The organism is Yersinia sp. 2540 StPb PI (genome assembly GCF_052217165.1).
GTDB lineage: Bacteria > Pseudomonadota > Gammaproteobacteria > Enterobacterales > Enterobacteriaceae > Yersinia > Yersinia enterocolitica_E.
In genome coordinates this window covers 3604752-3628029 of the sequence record NZ_JAZGQC010000001.1, presented here as the reverse complement: position 1 = coordinate 3628029, position 23278 = coordinate 3604752, and the positions used below count along the sequence as shown (strand labels likewise).

Below are 23278 nucleotides of genomic sequence, written 5' to 3'. Positions count from 1 at the left end.
GGTGCCGAAGCACCGTTATTGATGAGAGCTAATAACGATTAGAAGTTGTATTTCACCCCTAACATCACTGCGGTATCGCTGTAACCTTTGTCACCCAATTGCTGGCCGACGTTACCCCAGACATTCAGTTGCTTGTTCAATTGCCCCTCAACACCCACTTTCAGTTCACCGATATTCTTCGCGCCAGCTTGTTTCACGTCAACGGCGTTCATATTGGTGCCAAAATCTTTGGTGTTGTGGATCCAGTTGGCTTCCACAAACGGTTGGAACTCGCGATCCTTGCCATTATCACTTTCGTGGTGGCCTTTCATATAAGAACGCAGCCCCAGACGCGTCTGGATATTACCGTCGCCTTGACCACTCACCTGAGTACCGTTTGCTTCACGGTGCTCGTCAGCCTTCACACCCATCCAGGTGATTTGGGCTTTCGGCTGGATAAAGTACGTTTCGTTCTTAGACTGATTTTCACCGATCTTAAAGGTGTAGCCGCTCTCGACCGACGCGGTGATCCCTTTCGATTTATACTCTTCCGTCGCCAGACCGTCGCCCTGCACGCTATTGTTAAACCAGCTGTACTGCGCCCAACCGTCAACATACAAGCCCGACTTGTCTTCGTCGTTGGCATACCAGGTGCTGTACACCCCGGCGGTGTATCCATCAACCGAACCACTCGACTTATAGCCCGATTTCGCGTGGGTGTCGCTCTTGCTATTACCGTAACCGGCCATTACACCCAGGTGTAAACGGTCCAGACCATCGTTGCTCCACTGGGCGATATCGCCACCCAATTGCATCACATAGCGGTTGCTTTGAGTTTTCAACTGACCACTGGTGTCACGTGAACGGTTATGTCCGCCTTCGTTACGCAGCCACATGCTGGTCACTTTCTGCTCGCCAGTCAGGGCGTCGATATACTGTGTTTCGCCCAAACGATCGTGCAGACGCGTCACAAACATAGTGTTGGCTGCGGCCAGGTTCGCGGTGTAGCTGCCGGCTTCAGGACGTTTAGTTTCCTCGCCTGGACCCGCCGGGTTTTCTGGATCAACCGGGTTCTCTGGATCAATCGGCAAATTACTCAGGCTGGTCAAATACCAGTTACTGGCGTTTGAACCCACCCCACGTACCAGTGAGTAATCATATGCACCCGCTACGATACGGCCAGGGTTCACAAACTCACCGTCGGATTGACCATTCACCTGAATCAGTTCAATACCGTTTAAGGTTTTAGCGCCCGTACCGCCCGCATTATCTACGCTTACGTTAGTGGTGCCGCTGGTGTTACCGTTCACAATCATGCTGTCAGTTGCGGAGTCATCTGCACCCAACGCCGTATTGAAATGCAGCAGACCATTGTTGCCAATGTAGTTGCCGTTCACCACTAATTGATTCCCCGTGGTGCCCGTACCATCATTAGTTTTATTGCCGATAAAAATTGTGCCACTGTTGGTTAAGTCAGTGCCAACGGTAAAGATGTTACTGGCCGGCGCCAGACGGCCCATCGCCGGTACCACCGGTGCCGTTGGGTTGCCCACAAACAGCACGCCCTGGTTATCAACCGCGCCCGCTACGCCACCAAAACCGCCCATAAAGGCACCGCTGGCTATATTCACCTGCTGGCTTGCCAGCGTCATGGGGTCAGCGCTGCTGCCTAACATCAGGCCACCCGCATTGATATCTGTCTGGCCGGTATAGGCCGCCGTTTGAGTCAATGACAGGGTACCGTCACCGTTTTTAGTCAGACTACCACTGCCGCTAATGCTGTTTGCCAACAACCAGTTATTATCGCTATTGAGCACCAATGAACCGTCGTTAGTGACCGCTGCCGTCCCCAGATGTTCTGCCTGAGAAGCGGTTAACTGGCTGCCGTTCGTGATAGCAAACAGGCCGCTGAACAGGCGGTTATCACCGCTCAATGTGATGTCGCTGTTATCTTCCAGCACCACACTGCCAGCATCACTGATAGCATTTGCTAACTGGCCCGCCGCCCCTTTCAGTGTCAGCAGACCGGCGTTAACGATATTGCCATCGCCCAGACCCGCTGCATTGTTCAGTAACGCTTGTGCGCCACTGGCAATGGTGGTCACCGCGCTCAGGCCAGTATTGGCACCCTTAACGGTCAGCACATTGGCGGCAATTGTCAGCGCGCCACTGCCGGTCAGTTCACCCTCAGACACACCGCCCTGACTCAAGGTTAAGCTGCCACCATTGAGATCAACCGTTGAACCCGCAGTACTGTTCAGTTCGCCCACGGTTTGGCTGTGACCCCTCATGTCAAAGGCAGTATCTGCTGCCAGTGATAACAGCGAGGTATTCCCCAACACATTATTATTCAGCATCTGCAAGGTGCCGCTGCGTACATCGGTAGAACCGGTGTAATCATTATCCAGATTGGACAGTGTTACCGTATTTCCTGCACCGGTATCAATCGCCAACTCACCACTGCCCGTCACTTTGGCACTCAAATCCGCCGCAGGACCGGTTTTATTGGTGGCGTACAATGACAGCGCATCTGCACCGCTGCCCAGCAGTTCAACTTCGGTCAGGCCGTAACCGATATACAAACCGTCGTTACCCGTACCGCTGCTCAGGCGATAATCGTAAGTGCCTTTGGCGACCGTGGTGCCATTCTGTGCAATATCGGCCGTGGTGGCATCGGTAATGACATTACCATCCTGGTCTTTCAGCACCAGATTGCCGCCATTACCTTGCACGGCCACATCACTCACCGCCAGTTGCAGCACGGTATTGGCGTCATCCTGCTCCATGATGGGCAGTACTGGATTGACCGGCGTCTGGCTGTTGTCGACGCTGTCGATGTCCACAACCACCGTCCCGGTGCCCAGCAGGTTCATCTCTTTGGTGGTATGGATAGTGCTTTTCGCCACCGTCTCACCCGGAGTGCCGGTGTTAAATTTCACCGTACCGCCGTCAAAGGCCAACCCACCGATAGTTTGCACACCGTCACCGACGGTGGTGATACTGTCCGCGCCCAGTTTCAGGGTGGCATTCACTAATGCTGCCGTGTTATCCGCCGCCAGTTCAAAAGTGGCGTGACCTAATGCCAGTACCCCGTTAAAGGCGTTCTGTGCCGCATTAGCCGTAAAATCAAAGGCATTACCGGCGGTATTAACGGCCATCGTGCCGAGGCCGTTCAACTTGCTGTTAAAGCTCACGGCATTCAGGTTATTAACCTGCAACAGACTGCCGTCACCCAGATTAAAACCGGTGTTGGCATTGTCATCCTGACTGTCACCCAGCGCCAGCAGCACATTGTCCAGTGTCAGCGTCGAGTTATTGATCAGATCGATATAATCCATATTACTGATGGCAGCAGCGTTACTCAGGGTATACGCCGAGTTATCAAAGCGCAGGGTATCCATGCCGGTACCGCCGTTCAGTGAGCTGAACACACCTGTATCAGTTAATGTAAGATCTTTCAGAATAAACAGGTCGTCACCCGCGCCGGTGGTGAAATCATTGCCTTTACTGCCTTGCATCAGGGTCACGGTGTTGTTGCCCGCTAACAGATCCACCTTGCCAACAATTGTGCCACCCGTGGCGTTGGTAAAGGCCAGACCCGTCCCAGTATTGGTTACGACAGCCTGCTGCGTGGCGCTGTTGGCTTGAATGGTGCCGCTGTTGACGAAGCTGTTAACAAAACCATTATCAATATCGACCACCGGGCTGCTCAGTGACTTAGATTTCAGGTTACCTGATTGTTCCACTTGTGCCGTGGTGCCGCCAACGATAAGCGCTGCACCGCCTGCGGCATCATTGACGTTTACGCTGGCACCGGTTTTCAGATCCTGGCTGGAGTTGGTGACAATCCCTTTGCCCGCGGCTGAATTGACGTTAATCACCAGATCGGCCGAGTCGGACATGTCCAGCGTATTATCGGTGATGGTGTCGCCCGTGTTGGCAAACAGAATACCGGTACCGCTGCCGTTGACATTGATCGTGCCAGAGTTGGTTGCCGCCATGGAGGCACCGGTACGAATACCTGCACCATTACCCACCGTCAGCGAGGTGTTTTTTAACTGAATGCCGGTAATTTCCGCTTTGTTTTCAATCGCATTACCTGTGCCGCCCGCGGTCATGGTAATGGTTGCGCCATCCACGGTCAGTGCTGTGGCACCGGTATCAAGCAGTACGCCATGGGCGGTGCCGCCCGCTTTGGTTTCACCGCTACCGGATAAGGTCAGGCTCGCACCCGCACCCAGCAGATAAGCGGCGGTGCCGTCGGTCGCGTTGACGGTACCGCTGTTATTCACGGTAGAGTTAGCGCCCTGAATATTGACCGCAGTCCCATTTACGGTAATGAGGTTTTGGTTGGTCAGAATCCCGCCGTCTACCAGCACGCCAGTACTGCCTGCTTGTGTAAAATCAATGGAGCCCTTGTGGATAAGCTCACCGCCATTACGGGCGATATAGCCATAGGCACCAGACGCGGTGTTACCGGTGGTCAATACCGCCGAACTGGTTAAGACAGATTTTCCGGTAGCACCGGTGGCAATACCATCCAGGCCGTAGTAGTTGCCATCGACGATCCCGGCAGTAGCCCCATCACCGCTCAATTCCAGACTGGCATCTGCCGTGATGGTGCCGGTGGCTCCTCCTTCAACTTTGACCCCAGTAGAGCCCTCGCCAGACAGGACCATATCTAACGCGCCGGAGGTAAAGCTACTGCCAGCACCCGTAACCTGAATAAGGGATGAGTTCTTACCCGTTGCATTCATGGTTGAGGCCGTCGTTCCAGCGAAAGAGGCCCCTTTATCGACGCGATATAAGGTAGAACCTTCAGTTGCAACGGTTTCAGCACCAACCGCGGTGTTATTAACACTCGCACCGGCACCATAAATCAGGTAGCCCACTTGTTTGGTGCCGGAGACAAACTCAACCTGACCGGTACCGGAGACATTAATGGTGCCTTTATCTTCGGCAACCACCCCGATAGCCCCATCGCCAGCAAGATAAACTTGACCAGAAAGATTAGCTACCGCGCCTGCACCAACGGCCTGAATACCGTAGTTCGCCAGATTAGTGGCAGCATCAAGCCCGTTATTCACATAAACGTTACCGGCGTTAGTGGCTGAGCTGTTGGTCAGCACTTTAATACCGACGGTATTGATACCATTTATAACGATGTCGCCATTATTGAAGATATTCGTGGCGCTGTAACGGGATAAGATACCAATATTCTGCGCTGATTTTTCTCCAGGTGTTGCACCCGCACCGTTTAGCTCGATGGTACCGTTCTGATTGACTGCCGTTCTCACCCCTTGCGCATCAACAGCAATAGAGTTTTCAGTTTTGCTACCAATCACGATTTTACCGGTCGCACTATTGGTAAAGGTGGCGATATTGCTCAGATTAACGGTATCTTGTAGCAATTTGACGGCATAAGACTGGGTCTTAATAGCCAGATCAGTGACGATATCAGTCGCTGAACGTTGGGCTTGACGACCCACATAGACAGTACCGTTATTTTCAAAGGTAGAGCCTTTCTGAACATTAACCCCTTCATTCATATATCCTGCCGGAGGGACTAAATCGACAGTTGCCGCGATGTTGATTGCACCGTTATTGACGAAGGATGAGTTGCCATCGATCATCGCTGCGCGAGTATAAACGCTTGCCCCACGAGAAGCGGTATTAATCACACCATTGTTGGTGACTGACGAAGTTCCATTAGCCAAAATAGCGGTATGGCTGCCGTTGGCAACATATAGCGGTAATGTGGAGGTCGGGGTGGGTTTGAAATCCAGCATGTCAGGGTTAGTCCCTGCATCCAAAACACCTGTAGATTCAATAACTACCGTACTATCAGTGGCAAAAATAATATTGGTGCCACGAACAGTGCCTGCGGCTGAACCTAGTGTCCCAGCATTATTCAATGTTGCACCGTCTTCCAGACGCACCACTGAAATATCGGTGTTATAAGCCTGAATATTGGCATCAGCACCAATGTTCACTATGGCATGCTGACCTTCACCATGAATAAAGGCAACACGATCAGAATCAACGAAATGGTTTACAGCATCATTAGCATTAATCCCCATATCAAGATAGATCGGGGTAACTTTAGGTGAGCTATTGCTGCCATTAGTGATATAGGCTCTCGCCAGTTCTGTCTGATAGGCGGTACTGCTCAGTGTAATAGCACCACTCTTAATAGCATCGATCAGGTCTTGGTTATATTTTTGGAAATCTGCAAAATTTTGAACATTTTGGGCCCCTAGATAAGGGCTGGTGAATGCGCCGGTAAAGTCATCAAGTACAGCATTCGCCACTGCGGTGTCGCGGTCACGAAGGTTATTACTGTTATTACCCAAGTTGACCACTGTCTTAGCGTTATAATTTAAGACTGTATTCTGGGCCGATGTAGTAGATTCAACATAGAATCCTGAAGAGGTCGTTGTTGCAGCTTCACTTTTCAGGCTGCCTTTAAGAATGGCGTTAAAATAGTTATCGCTGTCATTAACCCAGCCTGCGGCAGTGCTACCAACATTCACACTTAGGTCGCTACCATCCAGCACATGGAATAGGTTGCGATTCACATACTGACCATTTTCACCGACCGCATGAGAAACCGGTACCGAAAAATCAGCAAGTGGTTTAATTGACATTTTGTCGTTGTTATACACATTAATGGTAATTAATGCGCCAGTGCCTTTCGGGTCAAGGAAGGTTTCAGTTACCATTGAACCCAAGTTGAAAATATTTTTACTGAGCAGATTCTCAGCACCATTAAGGAATTTATCTGTCGGAATATCCCCTAACTTCATGTTTGTAAAACCATTGGCTCCGCGAGTAATGCTGCTAAAGCTCCCCGATAAAGTATTGTTGGCTCCACTAAACGTCTGCGTAAAATCAACTTCAGGTGTAAATCCGGGAACACTTACATCCGCAGCAAAAGCAGAGCTCGCCCCTAATGTAAACATCAAGGTGATGGCAATCTGGCTCAGGCGAGAAGGGGTCGTTAAACCTAAAGTTGTATCGACAGTTCCTGAGCAAAGTGACTTAGTTTTTTTTCCTGATTTAGAGATTTCAGATGCAACGTCATAGCGGCCTAAGGCACTATTCCAAATGACTTTAAATACTTTATTCATAGTATTACTCTAATTAGATGCGTAGACCTGATAATCTGGTCTATCCACAAGGGTGTTGGTTTAGAACTGAGTAGGATTGTTTAAAATGTTAAATTAACAAGGTTGACCTTTTAATCAGCACAATATAACTCACCCCCCTAATTACGAATATAGGAGGGCGATAGGGGTGTTGTAGGAAATTTCCCTAAATTGATTTAATTGATTTAATTGATTTAATTGATTTAATTGATTTATTAAGTGCAGTGCGACTTGTTGTAAATGTAAGACGTTTGTTTTTTAAGTTTTACTTGTTATTTTTCAATTTGTTATGGTTTTGATTATGGCTTTGGTGGCGTGGTGTTTCGGATTTATTGGGGCGTTATCTTTATATTGATAGCGGTTGAGTTAACCATAGTAACTGAGAGGGTAACTTGCTGCTATTTTTCCGTTGCAATTATCTCAGCCACAGTTTTATATCTATTCTTATTTCAGGTTACGGATACAATGCTCAATGCGTTTAGTGTGTGATAGTTAAATAAAACTGAATCATTGTTAGATGTGTAATTGATAATCTTAATAAGATGAGAATGAAAAGAAATGTTTTTAATTATAAGTTTAAACTGGGGTGAATTAATCTAGTTCAGCACTGTTATTATCTTTTGTGTGCAGCTGAAATTATGAATATTGGGTTTTGAGCTCTGTAACACGGGTTACCGCAATATTGTGATGAAGTTAGGAGTTACCTGCCATCAGCCAGTACCATTACATCAGTGCAGAGGTGGATACTGTAACTGGCTAATAAATAAGCCAAACCTGAATTCCCTTTATGTCAACACCACCAGCATGACCACCAATAACTGCGGGTTACATAAATCTGGTTTGAGTGATCCTCAGCATGTGGTGATCGTTACTATGGTTTTCCCTTAAAAGGAAGTGTAGTTAGAGCGAGCATCGAAGAGTCTATCCTAAAGGAACTGTGTTCAAAGAGGTCTAAATTTCTGCTCATACCAAGAGCGGATGTTGCTAATACCAAGGCGTGTTAATCAATAGTGAACAGATCACTGATATTCATTGGTAACTGCCGTAATGCCATCAACGAGCGGATCACACCGTCATTTTGCATATTGAGGTGCTCGACAGCATGAATGATATCCTCCGGTAGTGCGTTCATCGGTGCTGATTCATGCATCTCGTAAAAACTGAAAGGGGGAAGAAATGGTGCTGCTCCCAAACAGGACTGGCATTCCTTTATCAGTTATGCATTTTTAGCATCACGTTAAAATTTAACTTACTTCCAGAAGGCGTCATTTTTCTCTATAGTACCTACGCCATAATAAATGTACTTAACTCATTATGACATATTACACTAACGAAAAATCTTGTTCTTCCTTCAAAGATTATTGTTCATTATATAACGTTATTGCTCACGAAGTAATTATGTTAATTAATAATGACTGCTTCAATACTGCATGTTAATACCGTAGGGTTTATTATGATTAATGTTATTATCTTCAGTCATTATGATATCATTATGTTTTTCTTGAAAACTGTTGTTGATAAAGTTACTGGAATGCACCCCAAAAAAGAAAAACCAGATATTACGCTATGTCACTCTTTACCCGAAATTGAAAATGCAATACAAACCATTGACCAACCCATCATCTTTTTTGATACTGATAATGTTTCTAGGTTTGATCAGTTTCGTCTTTTAAAATTAATTAAACAAACAACAAAAAGTGAGCGTATTTTTATTTTCACTAAAGAATCTGAAGAGTCAAAGTACGTGGTCGCAGTAAGATATATAGCTTCACTCGTATTCAGTAAAACTGCCACGCAGGCACAGTTGGAAAGCGTATTCTATCCACTATTGAATAGCTGTAATGTAATATTTAAGAAGAAAGAATCAGCTCTAATGCCAGATAAAATGCAACAACCTGTTCTTACCCAAAGGGAAAGCCAAGTTTGCCAGTATCTTCTGTCAGGGTACTCTAATATTAATATTGCCCGTATACTGAGTATTAGCCCTAAGACTATCAGTGCACATCGAGCCAATATTCTCAATAAATTTCAGGTAAATAATCTGTTGGAGTTATATTCAAAATTAAAGAAGTGACGCATGTCGCTAACCTCTAAATAGTGTGAAGTCTCATTCTAAGACAAGTGAAGTGTGGAGACTGCTTTGGTATCCGCTATTCTACCGGTGCTGTAACTCATGATGTTTCTATTGAAAATACTCTGAACTTTGGCGCTAACTAAACAAAACACGAATGATCTGCCAATCACTCAAGGCGTTATTGACTAAAAGAGAGTCAATATTATTCAGGAATAACGGAAAAGAAAATTTCTGCCGGGTTAAATTTATCGAGCAGAATATTTTTGGGCATAAAATCAATGTGTTATTGAAAAAATAGGGGCCACGATATAATTTATTTTATCACGATATTTTGTAGGATGGGCTATGTTTACATAGATGAGTGCTGCATTTAATTTTCACAGTTATATGAATAAATCTAATAGAAACAGCAGGTATATGATGAGAGAACTGCCGAAGATTAATCAACTTAAAAACCTCAAAGCAATTATACAATTTGGCAGCATACGAGCTGCCTCTCAGGCTTCGCACCAAACCCAGCCAGCGATGACGCGCAGCATTCAGGAATTAGAAAAAATATTAGGTGTTTCACTGTTGGTCAGAGGGGCACGAGGTGCGGTTTTAACCGAGATGGGGAGGATATTTGAGCCTAGAATGAATATGATTCTTAATGAACTGGAACGAGCAATTGATGAATTAAGGCAGATTGAACGATCATCTCATGGGTCCGTGACCTTCGGTTGCTCCCACTTACCTGCATTTGGCATTGTTCCTACTGTGGTTAAGAAATTTCAGGAACGTTACCCGACCGCCAGACTGACCGTGATTGAGGGACAACTGTCAGAATTACTGCCCTCTTTACGCCTTGGCCGCATGGATTTCTTTATTGGCGTTATCTCTCCCGATATTTCTCTGCATGAATTCAATGATGAACATTTAGCTATTGCTGAATTCGGTGTTATTGCTCGTAAAGGACATCCGTTAATTAATAGCACGTCATTACGCGATTTACGGGCGGCGAAATGGTATTTACCTACGGCCAGCACAGGGTATTTCAGTAATATGGAAGCGTTAATTTTCCCCTATGGCAAAGAATCAACCTGTTCGGTGATTTTTGGCGATTCTGCGGCTATTGCGGAGCAGTTGGTATTAAATGAGGACTACCTGTTTGTCGGGCCAAAAACTATGCTGGCAGTGCCTCACGGCTTTGTTGAATAAATCGAACTTTTGGCCGTAATCAGGATCAGATCACCACATTCTCGATCCTGTAGCGGTATCCCGTGGCAAAACAAAAGTTCAAAATCACCAACTGGAACGTCTACAACAAAGCCCTCGTCAATCGGGGCTCACTGACATTCTGGCTTGATGAGTCGGCCATTCAGGCCTGGTATGACGAACCCAAAACCTCTTCACGTGGTCGTCCTCAACGTTATTCCGAGTTGGCCATTTCCACCGTTCTGATGCTCAAACGCGTCTTTCGCCTCACGCTGCGCGCTGTGCAGGGATTCATCGATTCCATTTTTATCCTGATGAAGCTCCCGCTCCGTTGCCCGGATTATTCCTGCGTCAGCAGGCGGGCTAAGTCCGTCAGCATCCCTTTCAAAAGCCCCACACGCGGTGAAATTGCCCACCTGGTTATCGACTCCACCGGCTTAAAAGTTTTCGGTGAGGGTGAGTGGAAGGTGAAAAAACACGGTCAGGAAAAGCGCCGCGTCTGGCGGAAGCTGCACCTGGCCGTGGACGCCAGTACGCATGAGGTTATCTGTGCTGACCTGTCCCTGAACAACGTGACTGATGCAGAAGCATTCCCGGGACTTATCCACCAGACACACCGGAAAATCAGGGTCGCTTCAGCCGACGGAGCTTATGACACCAGACGGTGCCACGACGAACTGCGGCGTAAGAAAATCAAAGCACTTATCCCGCCGCGAACCCGAGCGGGTTACTGGTCGGCTGAGTATGCCGACAGAAATCAGGCGGTTGCCCGGCAACGGCTCACGGGAAGCAATGCGTACTGGAAATGGCACACGGCTTACAACCGACGTTCGGTGGCTGAAACGGCAATGTACCGTGTCAAACAGCTGTTTGGTGGGCATCTTACGTTGCGGGATTATGATGCGCAGGTTGGGGAGGCTATGGCCATGATCCGCGCATTAAACAAAATGACGCGTGCAGGCATGCCAGAAAGCGTACGGATTGCCTGAGAAAGTCAGCGACGAGGGGAGCTTTTATCTAAATCCGATTTATTCAACAAAGCCTTGGGCAATAGGAAAGTTGAAGGGATTATCTTTAAAAACATATTCTGACCCAATCACATTGAACCTTCTCTCAAATCCTCCTTTATGTCAGCATGACTTATGCAAACAGATTCGGGATCAACAAACATGCAAGCTAATGTATCTTTTGGATGCACAAAAAATACCAAGAGAGTGGGTTTGTCATGCGAGAATATCTATTCATTTTTGCTCAGTAAAGCCCACGAGCACTGAGACATTCCGAAGCTCGTTAGGTGAGTTTTATCGGTGTATGTGTGAAATAATTGATGATAAAGGAAAGTTGTTTATAGCAAATTCCTATGGGTATTGCTTGCCACACTCCACTGAAAGAGAGTTTCAGCGACTAAAAGAATAGAATGGATATTGTTACTAACAATATACCGGCAGTGTAATTTCATCAGGCTTCTATGTGCAAGGAGCGAACATTAAACCTAAAAGCACATCCCAAGTGACAGCAGCTCGGAAGTGTTTTGATTATCCTTGGGGATTCTGTCAGTTCTGTGCTGGGTTATTCATAACATTCTGGCCATCCACCGCTGATAGTAGAGGGAAGCGAATGTTATTGATTAGTGAGATTCGAATATTTTTGCTGAACTGTACTGAAGGAGATAATGGCAATGGTCTTAATAAGGGCTGCAGAGTTAAAAGATATATCCTCTCTAAAAAAGCTTTTTCTGCAATTGGGCTATCAGACAAGCTCAGAGAGTTTAAAACTACGCATTAATGAAGTACATTGCAGTCTTAGTATTTTAGTTGCTGAATTAGATAAAGAAATCTGCGGGGTTGTTGTTGTGAACTTTATCACGCCTGTCCATGAAAATGGCTTATGGGCATTAATCTCAGCACTGGTCATAGATGAGTCGTCACGTGGGGCGGGGATAGGTCAGAAACTTCTCCTCGCCTCTGAGCGAATCGCCCTTGATAAAAGATGTTCTCAGATTGAGCTATCAAGCAGTGAAAGAAGAGTCAGAGCGCACAAATTTTATGAAAGCAACGGATATAAGGAGGTAAGAAAGCGCTTCGTAAAGGTCCTCACTGACCTGCCCACTGTTTATTAACACCCTAGGTGCTAGCAACGTCCGCTTTTGGCACAAAGCTGCCTGTCAGATTAGGTTTGGCCCTATGTCGTAGTTGTGCTAGGTCAAAGGTGAGCTAATATAAATTATCAGTATCTTTCTGAAGCGTCTGAAGGCGTTGTTCTAGGCTATTCAGTCTTTCTTCGAGGTCATGGCTCTGCTGCTCAATATCTTCCATCGTTTCTGACAGAACATCACGCAGCAGCACAAAATTTGCATGTAGGGCATACACAAAATCGTGGCCGCGAACCAGTAATGCTTCGCGCGGTATGTCCTGCAAAGCGGAATGCGTCATCCATGTCACCAGTGCTTTTGCGCTCATTTCGGTCAGTACGTCCGAAAGTAGATCAGTTTCTCTTTTCATTTGGTGTCCTGTCTGTTCTGATTTTGGGTGAGTATTTCGAGGGGTATTATTTCAGGTCGTTGCGCTGCTGGTTGGGTGGGTTGGGACTGTAAGTGATAGAGAAGAACTATATGCCGTGGTCTAAATCGATCCGTTGCAACTCGTCGAGCGTATAGATGCGGAAGACATTCCGGTGGCGGGTTTCCAGCGGAATGTGTTGATGGTTAACGATGACGTGCCGGATGCTGTCAAACAGCCGTTCAAGACCGCGTTTTTTCTGCGGGTCCGGCACGATATAAAAAACGTAAATCCAGTCTTTACGGGTTCGGGCCAGCAAATGGCTGGCGATAATAGACTGATAACGGGCTCTGGTTTTCAGGCGGCGCTCGGTCTCAATGGCGATCACCGTGCTGCCGGGGAGGGTAATCAGACCGTCCGGACGGTGACTGACCTGGTAACGACTGAGGAAGGTTGTGCGATCGCCATTTATCCACCCGGATGCGCCTTTTTGCTCAAGAATGATCCGGGCTGCCTGATTATCAAGGTGATGTTCCAACGTCCAGCCGGTGATTTTTGACGGCTCAAACCGCGCCGGGAAAAGCGCATCGCCGGGGGTTAACACGACGGCCAGTCCGTCACTGGTTATGCCCCACAAAGAAATTTTCATTGTGCGCGATACCAGGACGTGCTTTTGTATTAAGCCCATGCCCTCGACTTTTGAAAGCAGGGAATACAGCGATTTATGGTCTCTGAAGCCGAATAGCAGCATCAGCGTTTTAAAGTCACTGTACGTTTCTTCTTTCAGAAAACTCAGCAGTCGTTGTATTTTTTCACGGTGCCGAGTCTGGCGTTCGCGGTATGCGGTGATAAGCATCATTCCCCCCTTTAAAAATTCAGCAATGACGGGTTTTCCTCTTTATCGGCATTCGGTGTTGTTGTGTCTTTTTCGTCCGTATCAAAAAAAAGATCGGGCCGCGTTGTGGTGATATCCGGCGTTGATGCCGGTCCGGGGGAGGTTTCCTCCTCGCTAAAATCCAGGGTGATGTTTACCGTTGTGGCGGTGGCGGCAATCGCGGGCGACACGGCACAGATCTCCAGTTCGCGTTTTTTCACCCTGATGGGCGAAATCAGAGAAGCAGACGGGAGTGCTTTTGTCGTGAAGATGAAGCTGACAAAATCGGGTAAGTTCAGGATCATATTGCTGTCGGTAAAGAAACGCTCGGCCTGCCTGATGGTGCGTTCATCGTCGATAGTCTCTGTCAGCACGGCGTCGGTTTTCGCTTTGCGGACCTCATCATCGACTAATATCGTGCCGGACATCCTGGCCACCCATTCAGCGGTGTCCGGGTCCATGACCCGATAAACCAGTTTGAATTTGGCGTTTTCAACGACCGCGCCGACAACGGCGTCGCCTTTCAAATCTGCCGGGCAGTCTTTTAAATCGGCAATCGACTGATGGTCCATAATAATATGCACGCCTTTATCGCGTGCCGCGCCTAAGCCTTCCAGCGCCGGTCTGGATAAATGGTATTTCAGCTCGGAAAGATAAATAGCAATGGGGCGGGGGATGTCTTTCACTCGCTCGCGCCTTTCTGCCAGCTGGTACAGGCGAACCAGCAACATGCGCTGCGCGGTAATGATTTTGCTGTTGCGCATTGAGCCAATCACATAGCAGCAACCACCTTCATCAAATATCGTATTAAGCGAAAATCCAGTGGGGGCATTAATGGCATTGAGTAAAGCCAGCTCTTCAATTTTCCCGAAAAAGGCTTTTATCTTATCTGCAATACCCTGAACGTAGTCACCGTTATACACATCCCGAATGGTTGAGGCAGTATTATGGGTGACAAACTGCGCGGCTATTCGGGCCGCTTTCCGGTCATCAATGCGATAAAAGTCAGATTCCTGACCTTTCTCTGCTAGGCTGAACCCGGCAACAAACAATTCTTCCAGTTCATCGGCGGTGATCTCTTCAATCAGGTTAAACTGGTATTGGGGTTTACGCAGGTCAATCAGGGCAAAAGGTTTGCCTGCATCCTCGCAGGCTTTCCGGTAAAGGTGGGGGGCCCATTCATCATCCTTGGGGTCCATCACAAATACCCCTTCACCAGCCAGAATACTTTGGTAAAGCAATATCCCAGTGGCCACCCCTTTACCGGCGCCGGTGGTGCCAATAATATCCGCGTGTTGTTTTTGCCAGTCATTTAACGGCAGGTACATCGGCTGAATATCACGGTCCATGCCGATAAATAACCCGTTGTTAAGGTCGATATAGTCCAGCGGATCATAATGCAGTGTTTCCGGCAGCAGTGATTTCACCGTACGGACATCGGTGCGTAATTCCCGTTCAAGCGTGGTTTTTCTGACGAGGTGTTTCTTTATTTTGTCTAATTCAGGGGTTAATACCCTGCGCAGCAGAATATGCAAAATAAAACCCGTTACGGTAAAAGTAATCAGCACCGGCCATGCCAGAACTGGAATGCTGGCGACTACACGGCCTTTATAAAGCCACTGGAAAATCCAGATAACAACTGGGGCCATCGTACCGGAAAGAAAACACAGCATGGAAAAAGCAATAATCAGCTTTTGCCACACCGGGGCTTTTTGCCGTTCATCGCTTTTCATCGACGCGAAAAACGGCATCGTCAGGCCCGATAACAACGCCAGCATCAGCTGATGCTGTTGCATAAAAGCCATGAAGCTCAGCGCGCCATTCACTATCGGCGACAGTGAAACGGCCAGCTTATTTAAAATCACGATGCCTCCTTCGTCAGCAGTTCGCCCCATGACATCGCCCCATCAATTCGCCCCACGGTGTCGGGCGAAAAGGCGGGGCGAGCGTATGGGGTAAAGAAGGTGGCCGCTGTACGGCCATGTACAGGGAAGCATGCTTTCCTGCACGACACGGCTTGCGCCAGTACATGCGGGCTGGACGCCCTTATGATATGTCGCATGGGGGTAATGTCGCGGCTGGACGCTGCGCCAAATCCCCCGACGTCAACGGCGGCACACCGTCGCCCGCTACGCGCGACCACCCCCTTTAAGACGGTCGCTTTCGCCTTTTTCTTCCCTTTGCTCGTTCCTCGCAGCGGGAATAAAAGGGAAGCTGACCTTTAAAGAGGGTGGTCGCGCCACGCTACCGGCTTTTGGCCGGAGACTTAGCCGCGACGGTGTGCGGGGCGATGCCCCCAAATAAACCGCTGTCGTGGGCGACAGCTTTTCGCTCGCTGGGGCGGCGAAATTTATTCGGCTCCCCCCGGCTGGCAAAATCCGCGTGGGCGCGGCTGTTTGCCGGTGAGGCGCGGCGCCTGAACTATTTTCGCTCCTTAACCCGCGAAAATAATTCTGTCCGCTGCCTCATTTTTACGGCCCGCATTTTTCACTCCTTAATTCGCGAAAAATGTGCTGGGCCGTAAAAACCTGAAAACCGCCACACCTTAAGCCGGACTCGGCTAAAATATTTTGGCACTATAGGAGACCTGCGAATAAAACTAAGGCAGGGATTAATAGTGGCTCTCACGGATTTCCCTGATGATGTCGGAATAACACTGACGACTTTCTTTAATGCTGGTTTCATCAAGCGTAAATCCACGTAGGTTAGCTTCTTCTGTCAGCGTTACTCTGTCGGTAGCGTTCAGCGTTTGCAGTAATTGCAATAACCGGCATATAACCCGGTAGTGATAAATTTCATAATAAATGCCGCATCCACGCATCGCCTCATTTTCAATGTACTCAATAACGCAGGCTGCGCTCATGGAATCCCCACGCTGATGTGTCCAGGGATGCTGAATAAAACCCGGTTTGGTCATAAAGATAACCTCCGCTAATTAACCATGCACGCGGCCGAATTTATTGATAATCTGGCTGATAATTGCCGGGGCTGCCGAGTCACATTCAAGTAAAAATGATTTTCTGGCATCGGCGGTATGGTCCGGCAGAAAACCATGCTTGTTCTTTTTGACGATATTAAAGAATGTGCGTTCAGCAGAATGGCATTCGTTGCCGCCGCCGTTCCCGGTGGCTTTACCGTACATGCATAACACCACTTCACAGGCGTCAGCGGCCATGCCGGAGGTTGAATATGACGCCATAATGCAGAATAATAATGCGGAGGGTATTACTTTTTTCATTTCGGTCACCTTCATATTTAAACGACGGTTACGTATCTTGATGTGTTATTTATTGGAGTCCTTTGGTGAATAGACCTCTCATGCCATTGAGATGAAGGGGTTTAAAATAAACATCACTCATCCGGCGTATGTCACCGTGAATATCAATGCTGACTATCACATCAATGCTTTTTAGCACCTTGCGTAACAGAACGTCGAAAGGCATGTTCCGGCAGTCGGGATTTTCATAACAGCGGTCAATTAACCCTTCAATACATTCTTTCGGGCTGCCCGCATGCAGGGAGGTCATCAATCCCTCATGCCCTGAACCGACGATTTTCAGCGCATCCCAGGCTTCTTGTCCGCGAATTTCAGCCAGTAATATCCGGTCAGGGTTCATACGATAATTGGCACGTATCAGTCTGCCGGGCGTGACAATGGCATTATCCCCGGCGTCTGCCGGATAAAAGAGATGGACATAGTTGGTGTGGTGATAGAACCGGATTTCGGGATTATCCTCGATGGTGGTCAGCCTGAGGTGCCGGGGAATATAGTGCAGCAGCGTTTTCATATAGGTGGTTTTACCGGATCCGGTTTCACCGACGATAAAAATCGTCTTGCCGTATTCCACCGCTTTTTCCATAAAGCGGGGAATATCCTCACTCTGATAGTAGCGGGTCAGTTCAACATCTTTGCCTTCCGTCCGCTCCTTACCGGTCACCCGGTTATAAAATCCCGCATCAATCCATGACTGATGCGTTTTCTGCCCGAATGAGGGTTTGCGCAGCGTAATAGACACGGTATTTCGCTCACAGGCCGGGGGAATAATGGCCTGAATGCGCTCGCCTGATTCAAGCGTGGCGGAAAGGATCGGCGAGGTGTCGTCGATATTATCGTCCTGCCAGGACGCCAGCGCTCTGGCAAAGGCGTAACACTGGCGCAGCGTAATCGGGGCTTCATGTGTTCGCCATTTCCCCCGGATTTTGGTATGCAGTTCACCCGGCCGGTTAACGGCAATTTCCGTCAGGCCGTCCTGCGCAATAAAATCACCAAACAGCTGGTTTTTCATAAAATCCAGCGACAGGTTTTCAGCGTTCATACCACCTCTTTTTCAGTCGCAGCTGCCAGACGGATGAGAAATCAATATCGGTGCCGGTCATGATGCCGATGACATCACCCTGATTCAGGTACAGGGTGGGCGGGATATTGATGCTGTTGTCCAGCGTCGTTTTGGCCATTTCCGCCGTGGCGGCGCGGGTGTTTTCGGTGTAGTCGGTATTGCGGTCTTTCCCCGGGGCAGCATCTGACGCCGCCGCCGCCACGTCCTGCACGGTACTGAGCATCAGGGCATTGCCGAAGCGCTCCCAGAAGTGGTTGTCGATCCAGCCGGCGATCCCCGCCTCGCCGAGCGGGCCGCTGGCCTGCGTATCAGTTAGCGGGATTTGCAGGCTGCCGGGCTCAGGCGTACGCAGCTCCGTCCACAGCACAAACATCCGGCTGCGTCCGTGTTGCAGCGCCCCGGTGCGGTAGATGCCACGGGCGACCGTTCCCGCCGGGATCAGCGTCACATGGTTGCTGGCGCTGTAAACATCTTCACTGACCAGGCAGGAAATATGCCCCCCGACATCGGACACGAAGCGCCACATCATCGAACACGGGATATAGCGGTCCACCGGGATATAGAGATCAGGATCGAGACCCAACCGTCTGACGCCGGTGACACGGGCGACGCCCGCATTGTCGTTGTTACCCGTTTCCGGCGCGGCGGTACCCGGGCAGCGCAGGCTGCCATCCTTTCCCCTGGTCAGTACTGACGGACAGGATGTGTACGTCGTGGATGATGACCGACTGTCGGACGTTTCTGCGTTGCTGCGAAGTTGGCCCGGAGACGTGCGTGTATTATCGCCCGGCATTGTTCGGGCGTTGTTCAGCCCGTCAGCCAGCGCGGCTGCCTTGTTCAGGGCGGGGTGGGCCGGTGGCCGGGGTGGTGCGGGAGTGACGATCTGACGGGCAGGGGCTGTTCCGTCCTGTGTGTGCGGCCCGAACAGGCCAAACGGGTTACTGTCCATCCCCAGATTTTGACGCTCCTGCTGCGCAGCCCCGGCAGAGGGCGGCGGCGCGGTGTTGGCTTCTTTCTCATTACCCCCTTTCAATGCACTGAAAAGACGATCGCCGCCGGATGCCAGGGCGATCACCAGAGTCAGACTCAGCAGGCTGACGATCAGCGTGCGGCGGCCGGATGTCTTACGAAAGCGGGTCACTTCCGGCTGGCCGGGCGGTGTTTTCTGCTCCGGCTCCTGATACGCCATTGCCGCCCGGGCGCGTTCGCGGGCTTCCGCTTCCCGCTCTGCGGTGGTTTTTTCCGGTTCATCCGGGACAGGTTTATCGGTCATCTGGCCTCCAGCGTAACGGACGGTGAAACAGTGTCGCTGCGGGTTATCGGGATGCGCCCGAATCCGTTGTTTTCGATCCCCACCACCGAGGTGCCGTAACGCAGCACCAGTTGTGGCGCTGCCGGCACCACCATCACGATGTAGTTACCCTTTTTAACCGTCCGGGGCGTGAGCGCCTGCTCCCGTCGGTTAACTACCCGGAAAACGGAAGGCAGGGTTCTGGTGGGGGAAAAACCGATATATGCAAAACGACCATCGTCCCAGGCAAAATCCGGTGCGATGGAGGCCGAACCGGCGGCGACCCGTTTGGTGTAGCGCCAGTTGCGTGGCGTGCTGGCCTGTCCGAATGCTGCTGCTATCTGCTGCTTCTCCTGTCTTTCACGCTGCTGCGTCTGACGTGCGGCGCTGGCGGCGGCGGATTGCTGGCGAGCCTCGGTCGGATAGTGGTAGCGGATAACGAACGCCTGCGCGGGGGAATCGTGGTCCAGCACGTTCAGCTCCAGACTGTAATCACGCTTTGAGGTCACCACGAAGAGGTTGGTCTTCCAGTCCTTCGCCGTGGGCAAAAATACCTGGCTGACGTTGTTGCCGCTGGCGTCCGTCACCGGCTGGGTGATGGGGTTCGGGCTGACGCCCACCCGGTTATCACTTTTCGTTACCGTCCAGCCTTTGGGAAAGCCTGCTTGCGCATCAATCACAGCTTCATCGTCGTCAAACAGCAGCGTGGTGACGTAGCCAGGGCGGGTGTTCACCACGGTGGCGTTCTGGCTGTTATACGATACGTTCTGCATCCGGCTGTCATAGCCGCTGCCACGCGGGGTGGCGGCACTCCATGCCGCGCATGACACCATTAAGCCCGTCAGGAGCAGGATGTTTTTCAGCATCATTCGCTCCTCAGTTCTTTATCGCGCTGGTAGCTGGTGACGATAAAGCCCAGCGGGTTCACTTCACGCTGACTGTCCGTCAGTTGCTGATGCGGGACATAGCGGTAAGTGAGACGGATATTCCAGAAGTCCGTTTTCACTGAATTATCAGAAACACGGCGGAGGGTACGCTTAATACGCAGTGTTGCCAGGCTATCAGGCCCGGTGGCAGGCGCATGCACATTAGAAATAATGTCGATATAGACGACATATTCGGCTTTATTAAAAATAACGTCCGGAGCCTGGTCGCCATTAAACCCGTCCAGATAATCCCGGTTCACGCTGTCGCTGTTAAATAACTGTACGTCGTCGTAATCACGCTGGAGGGAGAAATAATTATACCCTTCGCGGAGTCTGACATAGTGTGCCGCCAGTGAATGGGCCAGCGCTTTTTCAGCCGCAATATCCCGCTCTTTAATGCGGGTCATATACTCATAACGACCGGTTTGTTTATCCACCGACCACAATTCAATGTCAGTGGTTTTCAGCGGCAGCAGAATAATCATGGCCGTGATCGCCAGTGCAGCCAGAATCAGCCCGGCAGCGGCCACCCGCCAGGCGGTTTTGCGGGAACGCTCTTCCTTTTCCAGCAGGATGGATTCAAAAGAGCGCGAGACATTAATGATGTGCTGAATATCAGACATGGTGAGTCAGCTCCTGGATCATGGCGGGGGAATTAACCGGCTGGGGATCGCCGGACACCGGCGGGAGGTTGCCCTGATGCTGCGCGCAGCCCGTAAGCGCGCACAGCACCAGAAGCAAGATGCTGAATTTCATGGAAGCCTCTTATCGGATTAATGCAAGGAGCCGCACCGCTGGCAGAGGCCACGGCGTGACAGAGAAAAGAAATTAGCGGTCGGGAGGATTAACGGTGACGCTGCTGATTCTGGCGTTTCATGCTTTCAATGGCGGTGGCGCGTTTCTGCCAGGCGCTCACGGCTTTGCCCGCACCTGCGGCAATGAACCTGCCGGTTGTCGCTGCTGCGGCCATGCCACCTTTGGCGGTCAGTCGGCCCCCGGTCTTTATGCCGGGTCTGGCGACGTCGGCAGATTGGCTGGCCAGCCCGCTCAGTCCGCTCATGGCTGCCCCCTGTAACACGGCCTGTACGGCGGCACCGCTCAGCGCAGTGGCTATTTTCGCTGAAAAATACACCACGACGCCTGCGGCAATCCCGGCCAGCAAACATTGCGCCGCCAGGGTCACCATATTGCTTTCAGCAGACGTTGCTGTGGCGGCATCCAGTATTTTATTCAGGTAGTTGATGGCGATTCGGACAGACAGGGCAGAGAACATGATCGTTAAGATTGCGGTAAATATTGTTTTCAGCCAGTTATCAAACATGGGTTTAAGAAAACCGTACAGCAGGCAGAAAATAAAGAGTGGGGCGGTGGTGGTCATTAACAGAATGGTGATTTCGGCGAGCAGATTGACAAACGTTGCAGCCAGTAACATAACGATTGCACCGCCCCAGACCAGCACCTCGGCAAAACCGCCATTCACTTTAACGTAGGTGGAGGTATCGAGATTAAACAGCGTTTGCCCCAGCGCTTGTGCCTTTTCCCACACCGTGTCGAGCAGTGCCCAGACATTATCATCGCCACTTATGCCGTCCTTAAGCCCTTCAATGGCCGCAATGATGGCATTCATCCAGCCCTCGCGGTTTAAAACAAAGGTGGTTATCAGCAACATGCGCCCCACATCCCAGACAACATCTTCAACCGGTGTTTGGAGTTTGCCGCCAAGCGTCTGATACCCGCGATACGTAATAAATAGGGTGAAGGAACTGACGATAATCACACTGATTAGGGTGCCGTAGGTAGAAGACTGACCTTCTAACACGGCATTGAGTCCATCCATGATGTTTTTGTCCATACCAACAAAAATACCACCGGACATGGTGCCTCTCATTAGTCAGGAACAGACAGGGGATAAAAACAGGGAGGGATCCCTGTTTTTGTTGACGGGGATCTTACTGAGTGACGGATTTTCTTTTTTGGGCTTCCTGCTGAAACAGTGTCTCGAATTTTTCCCTGATGCCGGGTTTGCCTGTCTGGGCAAACATGAGTGCTGCCCGGTGCGCAAACTCGCAGTTGTCGCTTGCCTTGCCATCCCTGAGGCATTGCGTATAGACCTTATAGGTTTCATCGGGATGTTCTTTATACCAGGCTTCTGATTTCGTCTCTTTACAACCTGATAAGACGAGAATGCCTGACATGACGCATAAGGTTAATACGGGTTTTAACATGTTAACCTCCCTATAGAGAGTTCAGATTGGCAACGGGCGCAGTTAATTGCTGTTGCTCAAAGGCCTTCTGTTTTTGCTGTTCCAGCAGCGTTGCTCGCTGTTCAGCCTGTTTGACTGACATTTCCCACTGGCTGGTCAGCGCATTCAATTGTACGCTTTTGGCTGCGATGGCGTTAGCCAGGTCCTGCGACTCTTTCAAATCCTGCGCATTAGCAATACGGTCTGATAAATCTGATATATCGTTGAGCGTGCCCGTGATCTTGTTTTCAACCTCGGACGTATTTTCTATCGCTACGGCCTGATTCAGGATCATCTGTTTGCAACTGTCCAGATAGCGTTGTGAAAAGCTGGATGGGCTACAGGTGTCGAACGTTTTATATTTGTTATACAAGCTATTCAGTTCAGACGAATATGACCCGCTTTGGTTGCTCAGCAGGTCATCCAGTGAAATACCGTTCTGACGAAGATTATCAATATCGGTTTTCAGACTTTTGGCCTCGCGGAGAAATGCCTGAACGTCACGCACGCCCGTTGCCGTGGCTAATTGCTGCTTGTAGGCATCAAGTTCACTTCTGTAATGGGTGACGGTTTCCTGCCACTGCTGGAGTTTCTGGATCCACTGATTCATGGATTCGGTATTCTGTACGGCATCGAATACCGGTATTCCGGCGCTCATCGCCTGGGTGGAAATACACAACGATAATGCCAGTGTGATATCTCTGAACCGCATTT

19 protein-coding genes and 1 pseudogene are annotated in these 23278 nt (G+C 49.7%); 5 read left to right on the top strand and 15 right to left on the bottom strand.

Translation table 11 applies throughout. From position 1 onward, the window contains the following. Positions 1-38: 38 nt before the first annotated feature. Together V1956_RS16720 and V1956_RS16715 are read right to left on the bottom strand one after the other, a co-directional pair. Complete coding sequence (locus tag V1956_RS16720; protein WP_442825357.1) at positions 39-7109, bottom strand: autotransporter outer membrane beta-barrel domain-containing protein; 7071 nt, start codon at positions 7107-7109, stop codon at positions 39-41. 1018 nt (positions 7110-8127) lie between these two features. Continuing rightward, positions 8128-8259, bottom strand: coding sequence for a hypothetical protein (locus V1956_RS16715; protein WP_372558520.1), 132 nt, complete (start codon positions 8257-8259; stop codon positions 8128-8130). A 321-nt stretch (positions 8260-8580) separates the two neighbouring features. On the opposite strand from V1956_RS16715, the gene V1956_RS16710 reads away from it, so the two are divergent. The 5 genes and pseudogenes from V1956_RS16710 (at position 8581) to V1956_RS16690 (ending at position 12514) form a co-directional block, all read left to right on the top strand. Further along, positions 8581-9201: a LuxR C-terminal-related transcriptional regulator gene (locus tag V1956_RS16710; RefSeq protein WP_372558521.1), complete on the top strand. Its 621-nt coding sequence runs from the start codon at positions 8581-8583 to the stop codon at positions 9199-9201. A 357-nt stretch (positions 9202-9558) separates the two neighbouring features. Further along, a pseudogene (locus V1956_RS16705) lies at positions 9559-9807 on the top strand (helix-turn-helix domain-containing protein); the annotation flags it as partial. A 27-nt stretch (positions 9808-9834) separates the two neighbouring features. Further along, positions 9835-10398, top strand: coding sequence for a LysR substrate-binding domain-containing protein (locus V1956_RS16700; RefSeq protein WP_442825823.1), 564 nt, complete (start codon positions 9835-9837; stop codon positions 10396-10398). 62 nt (positions 10399-10460) lie between these two features. Further along, on the top strand, positions 10461-11384 hold the full coding sequence (locus V1956_RS16695; RefSeq protein ID WP_442825019.1) for an IS5 family transposase: 924 nt from the start codon (positions 10461-10463) through the stop codon (positions 11382-11384). 689 nt (positions 11385-12073) lie between these two features. Further along, on the top strand, positions 12074-12514 hold the full coding sequence (locus V1956_RS16690) for a GNAT family N-acetyltransferase (protein WP_442825822.1): 441 nt from the start codon (positions 12074-12076) through the stop codon (positions 12512-12514). Positions 12515-12608: 94 nt separating this feature from the next. On the opposite strand, the gene V1956_RS16685 is transcribed toward V1956_RS16690, so the two are convergent. The 13 genes from V1956_RS16685 to V1956_RS16625 form a co-directional block, all read right to left on the bottom strand. Further along, positions 12609-12896, bottom strand: coding sequence for a hypothetical protein (locus tag V1956_RS16685; RefSeq protein ID WP_140474593.1), 288 nt, complete (start codon positions 12894-12896; stop codon positions 12609-12611). Between the two features lie 106 nt (positions 12897-13002). Beyond that, positions 13003-13749, bottom strand: coding sequence for a MobC family replication-relaxation protein (gene mobC / locus V1956_RS16680; RefSeq protein ID WP_140474696.1), 747 nt, complete (start codon positions 13747-13749; stop codon positions 13003-13005). 11 nt (positions 13750-13760) lie between these two features. Continuing rightward, entirely contained in the window at positions 13761-15632 is a 1872-nt protein-coding gene (locus V1956_RS16675; RefSeq protein WP_140474594.1) for a type IV secretory system conjugative DNA transfer family protein, read from the bottom strand. Positions 15633-16378: 746 nt separating this feature from the next. Next, entirely contained in the window at positions 16379-16684 is a 306-nt protein-coding gene (locus tag V1956_RS16670) for a hypothetical protein (RefSeq protein ID WP_442825356.1), read from the bottom strand. A gap of 18 nt (positions 16685-16702) precedes the next feature. Then, positions 16703-17005: a TrbM/KikA/MpfK family conjugal transfer protein gene (locus V1956_RS16665; RefSeq protein WP_140474597.1), complete on the bottom strand. Its 303-nt coding sequence runs from the start codon at positions 17003-17005 to the stop codon at positions 16703-16705. 49 nt (positions 17006-17054) lie between these two features. Next, on the bottom strand, positions 17055-18083 hold the full coding sequence (gene virB11 / locus V1956_RS16660; RefSeq protein ID WP_140474598.1) for a P-type DNA transfer ATPase VirB11: 1029 nt from the start codon (positions 18081-18083) through the stop codon (positions 17055-17057). Then, a complete protein-coding gene (virB10, locus tag V1956_RS16655; protein ID WP_442825355.1) occupies positions 18073-19377 on the bottom strand; it encodes a VirB10/TraB/TrbI family type IV secretion system protein in 1305 nt (434 codons plus the stop codon). Before virB10 ends, virB11 begins: the two co-directional genes overlap by 11 nt. After that, positions 19374-20261 (bottom strand): P-type conjugative transfer protein VirB9, encoded by an 888-nt coding sequence (virB9, locus tag V1956_RS16650; RefSeq protein ID WP_140474697.1) that lies wholly within the window; start codon positions 20259-20261, stop codon positions 19374-19376. The genes virB10 and virB9 overlap by 4 nt, the downstream gene beginning before the upstream one ends. Next, positions 20261-20944 (bottom strand): virB8 family protein, encoded by a 684-nt coding sequence (locus V1956_RS16645; RefSeq protein ID WP_442825354.1) that lies wholly within the window; start codon positions 20942-20944, stop codon positions 20261-20263. The genes virB9 and V1956_RS16645 overlap by 1 nt, the downstream gene beginning before the upstream one ends. Beyond that, positions 20937-21077: a hypothetical protein gene (locus tag V1956_RS16640; protein ID WP_170215684.1), complete on the bottom strand. Its 141-nt coding sequence runs from the start codon at positions 21075-21077 to the stop codon at positions 20937-20939. Before V1956_RS16640 ends, V1956_RS16645 begins: the two co-directional genes overlap by 8 nt. 88 nt (positions 21078-21165) lie before the next feature. Continuing rightward, a complete protein-coding gene (locus V1956_RS16635) occupies positions 21166-22197 on the bottom strand; it encodes a type IV secretion system protein (RefSeq protein WP_140474601.1) in 1032 nt (343 codons plus the stop codon). A 73-nt stretch (positions 22198-22270) separates the two neighbouring features. Next, positions 22271-22546, bottom strand: coding sequence for an EexN family lipoprotein (locus V1956_RS16630; protein WP_140474602.1), 276 nt, complete (start codon positions 22544-22546; stop codon positions 22271-22273). Positions 22547-22556: 10 nt separating this feature from the next. After that, positions 22557-23276: a type IV secretion system protein gene (locus tag V1956_RS16625; protein WP_140474603.1), complete on the bottom strand. Its 720-nt coding sequence runs from the start codon at positions 23274-23276 to the stop codon at positions 22557-22559. Positions 23277-23278 lie beyond the last annotated feature (2 nt).